8 protein-coding genes are annotated in these 11,414 nt (G+C 62.7%); 7 read left to right on the top strand and 1 reads right to left on the bottom strand.

The window, feature by feature from the left end; genetic code table 11:
* Positions 1–104: 104 nt before the first annotated feature.
* Both rpoC and PV773_RS10245 read left to right on the top strand, forming a co-directional pair.
* Complete coding sequence (gene rpoC, locus PV773_RS10250; RefSeq protein WP_347966241.1) at positions 105–4,301, top strand: DNA-directed RNA polymerase subunit beta'; 4,197 nt, start codon at positions 105–107, stop codon at positions 4,299–4,301.
* A gap of 186 nt (positions 4,302–4,487) precedes the next feature.
* Positions 4,488–5,909: an APC family permease gene (locus tag PV773_RS10245; RefSeq protein ID WP_347966240.1), complete on the top strand. Its 1,422-nt coding sequence runs from the start codon at positions 4,488–4,490 to the stop codon at positions 5,907–5,909.
* 40 nt (positions 5,910–5,949) lie between these two features.
* Here the strand turns inward: PV773_RS10245 and PV773_RS10240 are convergent, their stop codons facing one another.
* Complete coding sequence (locus PV773_RS10240; RefSeq protein WP_347966239.1) at positions 5,950–6,231, bottom strand: transcriptional regulator; 282 nt, start codon at positions 6,229–6,231, stop codon at positions 5,950–5,952.
* A gap of 484 nt (positions 6,232–6,715) precedes the next feature.
* Between PV773_RS10240 and rpsL the strand changes: the two genes are divergently transcribed.
* The 5 genes from rpsL to rpsJ all read left to right on the top strand — a co-directional run bounded on the left by rpsL (position 6,716) and on the right by rpsJ (position 11,361).
* Positions 6,716–7,087, top strand: a complete 372-nt coding sequence (gene rpsL, locus PV773_RS10235; RefSeq protein WP_008837709.1) for a 30S ribosomal protein S12 — start codon at positions 6,716–6,718, stop codon at positions 7,085–7,087.
* Between the two features lie 62 nt (positions 7,088–7,149).
* Entirely contained in the window at positions 7,150–7,620 is a 471-nt protein-coding gene (gene rpsG / locus PV773_RS10230; RefSeq protein ID WP_347966238.1) for a 30S ribosomal protein S7, read from the top strand.
* Between the two features lie 32 nt (positions 7,621–7,652).
* Positions 7,653–9,743, top strand: coding sequence for an elongation factor G (gene fusA, locus PV773_RS10225; RefSeq protein ID WP_347966237.1), 2,091 nt, complete (start codon positions 7,653–7,655; stop codon positions 9,741–9,743).
* 67 nt (positions 9,744–9,810) lie between these two features.
* Positions 9,811–10,986, top strand: a complete 1,176-nt coding sequence (tuf, locus tag PV773_RS10220) for an elongation factor Tu (RefSeq protein ID WP_347966236.1) — start codon at positions 9,811–9,813, stop codon at positions 10,984–10,986.
* A 66-nt stretch (positions 10,987–11,052) separates the two neighbouring features.
* A complete protein-coding gene (rpsJ, locus tag PV773_RS10215; protein WP_006205468.1) occupies positions 11,053–11,361 on the top strand; it encodes a 30S ribosomal protein S10 in 309 nt (102 codons plus the stop codon).
* Positions 11,362–11,414 lie beyond the last annotated feature (53 nt).

The raw sequence follows: 11,414 nt of genomic DNA, 5'->3' as shown, positions 1-11,414 counted from the left end.
CCCGCGATGAGAATTCTTCGGCCCAGAGCCGACACGTATGGCGGGCGCCTAGGCCCGCACCCGATGCAAAGGGGCTTTCGAGGGCCCCGAAAAAGGAGAACGGCATGAACCAAGAGGTCATGAATCTCTTCAACCCGCAGGCGCCTGCGCAGGTGTTCGATTCCATCCGGATTTCGCTCGCCAGCCCCGAGAAGATTCTGTCCTGGTCGTTCGGCGAGATCAAGAAGCCCGAGACGATCAACTATCGTACCTTCAAGCCGGAGCGGGACGGCCTGTTCTGCGCCCGCATCTTCGGCCCGATCAAGGACTACGAATGCTTGTGCGGCAAGTACAAGCGCATGAAGTACAAGGGCGTCATCTGCGAGAAGTGCGGCGTTGAAGTCACGCTGTCGCGCGTCCGTCGCGAGCGCATGGGCCATATCGAACTGGCCGCGCCCGTCGCCCACATCTGGTTCCTGAAGTCGCTGCCGAGCCGCATCGGCACGCTGCTCGACATGACCCTCAAGGACATCGAGCGCGTTCTCTACTTCGAGAACTACATCGTCACCGAGCCGGGCCTCACCGCACTGAAGGAGCACCAGCTCCTCAGCGAGGAAGAGTACATGCTCGCCGTCGACGAGTATGGCGAGGACTCGTTCACCGCCATGATCGGCGCCGAGGCCATCCATGACCTGCTCGCCTCGATGGATCTCGAGAAGATCGCCGGCGACCTGCGTTCGGAGCTCGCTTCGACGACGTCGGAGCTCAAGCAGAAGAAGTACCTCAAGCGCCTCAAGGTGGTTGAGAACTTCATGGAGTCGGGCAACCGTCCCGAGTGGATGATCATGAAGGTCGTGCCGGTGATCCCGCCGGATCTGCGTCCGCTGGTCCCGCTCGACGGCGGCCGCTTCGCGACCTCCGACCTGAACGACCTCTATCGTCGCGTCATCAACCGCAACAACCGTCTGAAGCGCCTGATCGAGCTTCGCGCGCCGGGGATCATCATCCGCAACGAGAAGCGCATGCTGCAGGAGGCCGTCGACGCTCTGTTCGACAACGGTCGCCGCGGCCGCGTCATCACCGGCGCCAACAAGCGTCCGCTGAAGTCGCTGTCCGACATGCTCAAGGGCAAGCAGGGCCGCTTCCGCCAGAACCTGCTCGGCAAGCGCGTCGACTATTCCGGCCGTTCGGTCATCGTGACCGGTCCGGAGCTGAAGCTGCACCAGTGCGGCCTGCCGAAGAAGATGGCGCTCGAGCTGTTCAAGCCGTTCATCTATGCCCGCCTCGACGCCAAGGGCTATTCCTCGACGGTCAAGCAGGCGAAGAAGCTGGTCGAAAAGGAAAAGCCGGAAGTCTGGGATATCCTCGACGAGGTCATCCGCGAGCATCCGGTGCTGCTGAACCGCGCGCCGACGCTGCACCGCCTGGGCATCCAGGCCTTCGAGCCCACGCTGATCGAAGGCAAGGCCATCCAGCTGCACCCGCTCGTCTGCACGGCCTTCAACGCCGACTTCGACGGCGACCAGATGGCCGTCCACGTGCCGCTGTCGCTCGAAGCGCAGCTCGAAGCCCGCGTGCTGATGATGTCGACCAACAACATCCTGCACCCGGCCTCCGGCGCGCCGATCATCGTTCCGTCGCAGGACATGGTTCTCGGTCTCTACTATCTCTCGATCGTCAACCAGAACGAGCCGGGCGAGGGCATGGTGTTCGCCGACATGGGCGAGCTGCAGCATGCGCTCGAGACCAAGGCCGTGACCCTGCACGCCAAGATCAAGGGCCGCTTCCGTACGGTCGACGCCGAAGGCAAGGAAGTGTCGAAGATCTACGACACGACCCCCGGCCGCATGATCCTCGGCGAACTGCTGCCGAAGAACGTCAACGTGCCTTACGAGACCGCAAACCAGGAGATGACCAAGAAGAACATCTCCAAGATGATCGACACCGTCTACCGCCACTGCGGCCAGAAAGAGACGGTCATCTTCTGCGATCGCATCATGGCACTCGGCTTTGCGCACGCCTGCCGCGCTGGCATTTCGTTCGGCAAGGACGACATGGTCATCCCTGACACCAAGCAGGGCCTGGTCGAGCAGACCGAGGCGCTCGCGAAGGAGTACGAGCAGCAGTACAACGACGGCCTGATCACCCAGGGCGAGAAGTACAACAAGGTCGTCGACGCCTGGGCCAAGTGCTCGGAAAAGGTCGCCGACGAGATGATGGCGCGCATCAAGGCGGTTGAGTTCGAGGACAACGGCCGCCAGAAGCCGATGAATTCGATCTACATGATGTCGCACTCGGGTGCCCGCGGTTCGCCCACCCAGATGCGCCAGCTTGCCGGCATGCGCGGCCTCATGGCCAAGCCGTCGGGCGAGATCATCGAGACGCCGATCATCTCCAACTTCAAGGAAGGCCTCACCGTTCTCGAGTACTTCAACTCGACCCACGGCGCCCGCAAGGGTCTGGCCGACACCGCGCTCAAGACGGCGAACTCGGGTTACCTGACCCGTCGTCTCGTCGACGTGGCGCAGGACTGCATCGTCAACTCCGTCGACTGCGGCACCGACAAGGGGCTCACCATGCAGCCGATCGTCGATGCGGGCCAGATCGTCGCCTCGCTCGGCCAGCGTATCCTCGGCCGCACCGCGCTCGAGGACATCAACCACCCGGTGACCGGCGATCTGCTGGTGCAGGGCGGCAAGCTGATGGACGAGCGCGACATCGAGGTCATCGAGAAGGCCGGCGTCCAGTCCGTCCGCATCCGCTCGGCGCTCACCTGCGAAGTCAAGGTCGGCGTCTGCGCGGTCTGCTACGGTCGCGACCTGGCCCGCGGTACTCCGGTCAACCAGGGCGAGGCCGTCGGCGTCATCGCCGCTCAGTCGATCGGCGAGCCGGGCACGCAGCTCACCATGCGTACCTTCCACATGGGCGGTACCGCGCAGGTGGTGGACTCGTCGTTCCTCGAAGCCTCGTATGAAGGCACCGTGCAGGTGCGCAACCGCAACGTGGTCCGCAACTCCGACGGCAACCTCGTGGTCATGGGCCGCAACATGGCGATCCTGATCCTCGACGAGACCGGCAAGGAGCGCGCAACCCACCGCGTCACCTATGGTTCGCGTATCTTCGTGGACGACGGCGACAAGGTGAAGCGTGGCCAGCGTATCGCCGAGTGGGATCCCTACACCCGTCCGATCCTCACCGAAATCGAGGGTCGCGCCGCGTTCGAGGATCTGGTCGACGGTATCTCCGTCCAGGAAACGGCCGACGAGTCGACCGGCATCACCAAGCGCGAGGTCATCGACTGGCGGTCCACGCCGCGCGGTTCCGACCTCAAGCCGGCGATCGTGGTTCAGGACGCCAAGGGCAAGGTCGGCAAGCTGTCGAAGGGTGGCGACGCCCGCTTCCTGCTCTCGGTCGAGGCCATCCTCTCGGTCGAGCCGGGCGCCCATGTGAGGCCGGGCGACGTGCTGGCGCGTATCCCGATGGAAAGCGCGAAGACGAAGGACATCACCGGCGGTCTGCCGCGCGTTGCCGAACTCTTCGAGGCCCGTCGTCCGAAGGATCACGCCATCATCGCCGAGATCGACGGTACGGTCCGCTTCGGCCGCGACTACAAGAACAAGCGCCGCATCATCATCGAGCCGCATGACTCGACGCTTGAGCCGGTCGAATACCTGATCCCGAAGGGCAAGCCGTTCCATCTCCAGGACGGCGACGCGATCGAGAAGGGCGACTACATCCTCGACGGCAACCCCGCGCCGCACGACATCCTGGCGATCAAGGGCGTGGAAGCGCTTGCTTCCTACCTCGTCAACGAAATCCAGGAGGTGTACCGGCTGCAGGGCGTGTCGATCAACGACAAGCACATCGAGGTCATCGTTCGCCAGATGCTGCAGAAGATCGAGATCACCGCTCAGGGTGACTCGGTCTACATCCCGGGCGATCACGTCGACGTCATCGAGTTCGACGAGATCAACGAGCGCCTGATCGAGGAAGGCAAGAAGCCTGCCGAAGGTCAGCCGGTCCTGCTCGGTATCACCAAGGCATCGCTGCAGACGCCGTCCTTCATCTCGGCCGCTTCCTTCCAGGAAACGACCCGCGTGCTCACCGAAGCAGCTGTTGCCGGCAAGACCGACATGCTGCAGGGCCTGAAGGAAAACGTCATCGTCGGTCGCCTGATCCCGGCCGGCACGGGCGGCATGATGAGCCAGATCCGGCGCATCGCCACCTCGCGCGACGAGCTGATCCTCGACGAGCGCCGCAAGCTCTCGGGCGCGGAAGTGGCGGAGCCGATCCTGACCGACATGGTCAACGCCGCCCAGTAACGGGCGTCGACAATCGAGCCAGAAAGGCTGCCGGAGCAATCCGGCGGCCTTTTCTTTTCTGTGTCGACGACAATCGTCCGCCGATTGTCGCATAAGGGAAACCTGAAATAATTACGGGGGTTTGACAGCGCTCCGGCACGAAAATAGCGTTGCCATGTAAAGCCATCAGTCTGGGAGGAACGCGGTATGACCGACACCAGAAGCGATGCAGCGGTCGGGGTACCTTCGGTTGAGCCGAGCCTTCACCGGGTGATGGGTCCCTGGCTACTTCTGCTTTTCATCGTCGGCGACATCTTGGGGACCGGCATCTACGCGCTCACCGGGCAAGTCGCCAAGCAGGTCGGCGGAGTCGTCTGGCTGCCGTTCCTGGTGGCGTTCATCGTAGCCGTCATCACGGCCTTCAGCTATCTCGAACTGGTCACGAAGTATCCGAGGGCTGCCGGCGCTGCGCTCTACGCCCACAAGGCGTTTGGCATCCACTTCATCACCTTCATTGTTGCGTTCGCCGTGATGTGTTCGGGGATCACTTCTGCATCGACGGCATCCCGTGCCTTTGCCGCCAACCTTTCAGGCGCCTTTGACCTCGGGCTGGCTGGAACCTACGGCATTACGCTTGTCGGCTTGGCGTTCATGGCGATCGTCGCTGCTGTGAACTTTCGCGGCGTCGGGGAAAGCGTCAAGGCAAATGTCGTGCTGACCTGCGTCGAATTCACCGGCCTGATGATAATAGTAGTGATCGGCCTGTGGGCTATCGGAGCAGGCGAGGGCGATGTCTCCCGCATCACGCAGTTCCACGCCGCACCGGACCGCAGTGCCTTCTGGTCGGTGATCGCGGCGACCACTCTTGCCTTTTTCGCCATGGTCGGCTTCGAGGACTCGGTCAACATGGCCGAAGAATGCAAGGACCCGACACGCATCTTCCCGAAGGTGCTGTTGACCGGGCTTCTGATCACCGGACTGATCTACGTGCTGGTGTCCATCTCGGCGATCACGCTGGTGCCGCCGGAGCAGTTGGGCGAGGGCGAAACGCCGCTGCTCAAGGTCGTCCAGGCCGGAGCGCCGAACTTCCCGGTCGAGATCTTCGGCTTCATTACCATGTTCGCGGTTGCCAACAGCGCGCTGATCAACATGCTCATGGCGAGCCGCCTCGTCTACGGCATGAGCCGTGAGCATGTGCTTCCGCAAGTGCTCGGCAGGGTGCATGCGACGCGGCGCACGCCTTATGTGGCAATCGGTTTCACAACCTTGCTGGCCTTCGCGCTGATCACCTTTGTGGGAGAGGTGCCGGCACTCGGCGGGACGACGGCGCTGCTGCTGCTATGCGTCTTCACCGTCGTCAACATCGCCGTCCTGGCACTGCGCAAGGACAGTGTTGGGCACGAGCATTTCCGGACGCCGACCTTGCTGCCCATCCTGGGTGCGGTCGCTTGTGCGTTCTTCGCCGGCCCGTGGACCGGTCGCGATCCGGTTCAGTACAAGATCGCCGGTGTCCTGATCGGCATCGGCGTGATCCTTTGGTTCGTGACCGTAATGATCAACCGTGCAACCGGCCAAAGGACTGCCGAACCTGTGATGGCTGATATCGGTGGCCCAGGGCCGGTCAATTGACGAGGGCCGACCAACGGCCCGGCCGTTCATTGGCCGAAGCTCAAAGCGGCTCGTTGAACGTGACGATCGAGACTTCGCCCTCGAGGGCGCCCTGGTAGGCCGAGATATGCGGCTCGTCGTCGGGCTCGCCCTGCATGTCGCCGATCTGGTCGAGCTCGGCTTCGGCATAGCCTTCCTTGGCGAGCGCCTCGAGCGCCGAGCGCACCGCGGAATCGTCGTCGGGAGCGACCAGCATGATGTGCACGCCTTCGGGCTGGCCGCCCTTGCGCCGCCAGACTCGCCCCGTGATGATCGTTACCGGGCGTTCTTCGTTGTCGTTCATGACTGATTCCTTGGTCCGGATGGCAGGCGAGGGGATTCGCCCCTGTTTCCCCGACTTTCGCACGAAGGTTGGGTGCAAGACAGGCCAAAGCGCGTTACAAACGAAGCATTAACCCTTGTTGCAGCGCAATAAAGTTGCGCTGGGCCGCCTGCGCCGCGGCAGAGCCCCTATTCCTTAAGGATTTTGGCGCTTCGGGGTTGACGCTAGGCAGTCATGCGAGTAGAAGCCGCGACGTCTGAGCCGATGTGAGGTTGGCTTTTCCGAGGCGACGCGCCTTGGAGTTTTCCTCAAACAGGGTTCGTTTTACGAGCGAAATGACATTTCTGTCGTGCATGAAGCGGTCTCGCTTCCTCTGCGGTTTGTTCGGGCAGGACCGCGCTATGCGGTTTACGGCCCGAATTTGCGTATGGAAATGCCCAGAAATGTCGCTAGCAGCCGCCCCGAACGGGCTTGAGACACGGAATTTGAGAGACAAGAGGGTTTAATGCCTACCGTCAACCAGCTGATCCGCAAGCCGCGCATTGCGCCGGTGAAGCGCAATAAGGTTCCGGCCATGCAGGCCAACCCGCAGAAGCGTGGCGTTTGCACGCGCGTCTACACGACGACGCCGAAGAAGCCGAACTCCGCTCTGCGCAAGGTCGCGAAGATTCGCCTGACCAACGGCTTTGAGGTGATCGGCTACATCCCTGGCGAAGGTCACAACCTGCAGGAGCACTCCGTGGTCATGATCCGCGGCGGCCGCGTGAAGGATCTTCCGGGCGTGCGCTATCACATCATCCGCGGCGTGCTCGACACCCAGGGTGTGAAGAACCGCAAACAGCGCCGTTCGAAGTACGGTGCGAAGCGTCCGAAGTAAGGTTTTCCGGCTTCGACGCTTTTTTGTCTGCGTCGCGGCCATGAGATTGAGAGACAAGAACCATGTCCCGTCGTCACAGTGCAGATAAGCGCGAAATCAACCCGGATCCCAAGTTCGGCGATCTGGTCATCACCAAGTTCATGAACGCCGTCATGTATGACGGCAAGAAGTCGGTCGCCGAGACGATCGTCTATGGTGCGCTCGACCAGGTGCAGTCCAAGACCAAGCAGGAGCCGGTTTCGGTCTTCCATCAGGCGCTCGACAACGTCGCGCCGCACGTGGAAGTGCGTTCGCGCCGCGTCGGCGGTGCGACCTACCAGGTTCCGGTCGATGTGCGCCCCGAGCGTCGTCAGGCCCTCGCCATTCGCTGGCTGATCACTGCCGCTCGCAACCGCAACGAGACCACCATGGTCGACCGCCTCTCCGGCGAGCTCCTTGACGCGGCCAACAACCGCGGCACCGCCGTGAAGAAGCGTGAAGACACCCACAAGATGGCGGAAGCCAACCGCGCCTTCGCGCACTACCGCTGGTAACGGCGCGAACGAACGACTGAGAGGCACCTCCCATGGCCCGCGAATATAAGATCGAAGACTACCGCAATTTCGGTATTATGGCGCACATCGACGCCGGCAAGACCACGACGACCGAGCGCATCCTGTATTATACGGGCAAGTCGCACAAGATCGGCGAAGTCCACGACGGCGCTGCCACCATGGACTGGATGGAGCAGGAGCAGGAGCGCGGCATCACCATCACGTCGGCTGCCACCACGACCTTCTGGAAGGGCCGTGACGGCAAGCAGCGCCGCTTCAACATTATCGACACCCCCGGCCACGTCGACTTCACCATCGAAGTCGAGCGTTCGCTGCGCGTGCTCGACGGCGCCATCGCGCTGCTCGACGCCAACGCGGGTGTCGAGCCGCAGACCGAGACCGTGTGGCGCCAGGCGGACAAGTACAACGTCCCGCGCATGATCTTCTGCAACAAGATGGACAAGATCGGCGCGGACTTCTACCGCTCCTACGAGATGATCAAGAGCCGTCTGGGCGCCACGGCCGTTGCCGTTCAGCTGCCTATCGGCGCCGAGTCCGAATTCAAGGGCGTCGTCGACCTGATCGAGATGAAGGCGCTGGTGTGGCGCGACGAGTCCCTCGGCGCTGCCTGGGACGTCGTCGAGATCCCGGCGGATCTGCAGGCCAAGGCCGAGGAATTCCGCGAGAAGATGATCGAGACCGCCGTCGAAATGGACGAGCAGGCTCTCGAGAACTACCTCGAAGGCAAGATGCCGTCGAACGACGAGCTTCGCGCGCTGATCCGCAAGGGCACGATCGCGGTCAAGTTCTTCCCGATGTTCTGCGGCTCGGCCTTCAAGAATAAGGGCGTCCAGCCGCTGCTCGACGGCGTCGTCGAGTTCCTGCCGTCGCCGGTGGACGTGCCCGCCATCAAGGGCATCGACCCGAAGAACGAAGCCGAGATCGAGCGTCATTCGTCGGACGACGAGCCGCTGTCGATGCTCGCCTTCAAGATCATGAACGATCCGTTCGTCGGCTCGCTCACCTTCTGCCGCATCTATTCCGGCAAGGTGACCAAGGGTGCTTCGCTCGAAAACACCGTCAAGGGCAAGAAGGAGCGTCTCGGCCGCATGCTGCAGATGCACTCCAACTCCCGCGCCGACATCGAAGAGGCTTTCGCCGGCGACATCGTCGCTCTGGCCGGCCTCAAGGAGACCACCACCGGCGATACGCTCTGCGACCCGCTGAACCCGGTCATCCTCGAGCGCATGGAGTTCCCGGAGCCGGTCATCCAGATCGCCATCGAGCCGAAGACCAAGGGCGACCAGGAGAAGATGGGCCTCGCGCTCAACCGTCTCGCCGCCGAGGATCCGTCCTTCCGCGTCAAGTCGGACGAAGAGTCGGGCCAGACCATCATCGCCGGCATGGGCGAGCTTCACCTCGACATCATCGTCGACCGCATGAAGCGTGAGTTCAAGGTCGAAGCCAACGTCGGCGCCCCGCAGGTCGCCTACCGCGAGACGATCACGCGTTCGTTCGAGCAGGACTACACCCACAAGAAGCAGACGGGTGGTACGGGTCAGTTCGCCCGCGTCAAGCTGGTGTTCGAACCCAACACCGAGAGCGAGGACTTCGCGTTCGAGTCCAAGGTCATCGGCGGCTCGGTTCCGAAGGAATACATCCCGGGCGTCGAGAAGGGCATCCGCAGCGTTCTGTCGTCGGGCCCGTTCGCTGGCTTCCCGATGATCGGCGTCAAGGCGACGCTCATCGACGGTGCCTACCATGACGTCGACTCGTCGGTCCTCGCCTTCGAAATCGCCTCCCGTGCAGCTCTGCGCGAGGCCGCTCCGAAGCTGGGCGTCCAGCTGCTCGAGCCGGTCATGAAGGTCGAAGTCGTGACGCCGGAAGACTACGTCGGCAACGTCATCGGCGATCTCAACAGCCGCCGTGGCCAGATCCAGGGTCAGGAGACCCGCGGTATCGCCGTCGTCGTCAACGCCATGGTTCCGCTGGCGAACATGTTCAAGTACGTGGACAGCCTGCGCTCGATGTCGCAGGGCCGTGCACAGTACACGATGCAGTTCGACCACTATGAGCCGGTGCCGACCGCGGTCGCTCAGGAAGTTCAAAAGAAATACGCGTAATTCCAAGGAATTGCAGCGGTTCGTTAATTTAACGCCCTTATCGGGCTAGCAGGAATGGAGACCTCACATGGCAAAAGGTAAATTCGAGCGTACGAAGCCTCATGTGAACATTGGCACGATTGGTCACGTCGACCACGGCAAGACGTCGCTGACGGCGGCGATCACGAAGTATTTCGGCGAGTTCAAGGCCTACGACCAGATCGACGCGGCACCTGAAGAGAAGGCGCGCGGCATCACGATCTCGACGGCGCACGTCGAATACGAGACGGCAGCCCGCCACTATGCTCACGTCGACTGCCCCGGCCACGCCGACTACGTCAAGAACATGATCACCGGTGCGGCCCAGATGGACGGCGCGATCCTGGTGGTTTCGGCCGCCGACGGCCCGATGCCGCAGACCCGCGAGCACATCCTGCTCGCCCGCCAGGTCGGCGTTCCGGCGCTGGTGGTGTTCCTCAACAAGGTCGACCTGGTCGACGACGCCGAGCTGCTCGAGCTGGTCGAGCTCGAAGTTCGCGAGCTTTTGTCGAAGTACGAGTTCCCCGGCGACGACATCCCGATGATCAAGGGTTCGGCCGTCGCCGCGCTCAACGATTCGGACAAGAAGATCGGCGAGGACGCGGTGCGCGAGCTGATGGCCGCCGTCGACGCCTACATCCCGACGCCTGAGCGTCCGATCGACAAGCCGTTCCTGATGCCGATCGAGGACGTGTTCTCGATCTCGGGCCGCGGCACGGTGGTGACCGGTCGCGTCGAGCGCGGCATCGTCAAGGTCGGCGAGGAACTCGAGATCGTCGGCATCCGTCCGACGGCGAAGACGACCTGCACGGGCGTCGAGATGTTCCGCAAGCTGCTCGACCAGGGCCAGGCCGGCGACAACATCGGCGCGCTGCTGCGCGGCGTCGACCGTGAAGGCGTCGAGCGCGGCCAGGTCCTGGCCAAGCCGGGTTCGGTGAAGCCGCACAAGAAGTTCAAGGCCGAGGCCTACATCCTGACCAAGGAAGAGGGTGGCCGTCACACGCCGTTCTTCACCAACTACCGTCCGCAGTTCTACTTCCGCACGACGGACGTGACCGGCATCGTGACGCTGCCGGAAGGCACCGAGATGGTGATGCCGGGCGACAACATCACGGTCGACGTCGAACTGATCGTGCCGATCGCCATGGAAGAGAAGCTCCGCTTCGCCATCCGTGAAGGCGGCCGCACCGTCGGCGCCGGCATCGTCGCTTCGATCGTCGAGTAAGTTGGATTAATCGATCTGTCGCGGGCGGGAATACGCCCGCGCCGCGCCAGAACAAGGAATTGACTGATGAACGGACAGAATATCCGCATCCGCCTGAAAGCGTTTGATCACCGGGTGCTCGACGCCTCGACGCGCGAAATCGTGTCGACCGCAAAGCGCACCGGCGCCAACGTTCGCGGCCCCATTCCGCTGCCGACGCGGATTGAGAAGTTCACGGTGAACCGCTCGCCGCACGTCGACAAGAAGAGCCGCGAGCAGTTCGAGATGCGCACCCACAAGCGTCTTCTCGACATCGTCGATCCGACCCCGCAGACCGTCGACGCTCTGATGAAGCTCGACCTCGCCGCCGGTGTCGACGTCGAAATCAAGCTCTGAGAGCTAACATGAGCCGGAAGGGTCAGACCGGACGGCTCCTCTGAAGGAAAACG

It is taken from the genome of Mesorhizobium sp. CC13 (genome assembly GCF_039907765.1).
Classification (GTDB): domain Bacteria; phylum Pseudomonadota; class Alphaproteobacteria; order Rhizobiales; family Rhizobiaceae; genus Aminobacter.
Note: the sequence above shows the minus strand (reverse complement) of the source record. Positions and strands in the feature narration are given on the sequence as shown.

Coding starts and splice junctions, on each gene's coding strand:
- rpoC (WP_347966241.1), top strand. CDS start 105: ATGAACCAAGAGGTCATGAATCTCTTCAACCCGCAGGCGCCTGCGCAG.
- PV773_RS10245 (WP_347966240.1), top strand. CDS start 4,488: ATGACCGACACCAGAAGCGATGCAGCGGTCGGGGTACCTTCGGTTGAG.
- PV773_RS10240 (WP_347966239.1), bottom strand. CDS start 6,231: ATGAACGACAACGAAGAACGCCCGGTAACGATCATCACGGGGCGAGTC.
- rpsL (WP_008837709.1), top strand. CDS start 6,716: ATGCCTACCGTCAACCAGCTGATCCGCAAGCCGCGCATTGCGCCGGTG.
- rpsG (WP_347966238.1), top strand. CDS start 7,150: ATGTCCCGTCGTCACAGTGCAGATAAGCGCGAAATCAACCCGGATCCC.
- fusA (WP_347966237.1), top strand. CDS start 7,653: ATGGCCCGCGAATATAAGATCGAAGACTACCGCAATTTCGGTATTATG.
- tuf (WP_347966236.1), top strand. CDS start 9,811: ATGGCAAAAGGTAAATTCGAGCGTACGAAGCCTCATGTGAACATTGGC.
- rpsJ (WP_006205468.1), top strand. CDS start 11,053: ATGAACGGACAGAATATCCGCATCCGCCTGAAAGCGTTTGATCACCGG.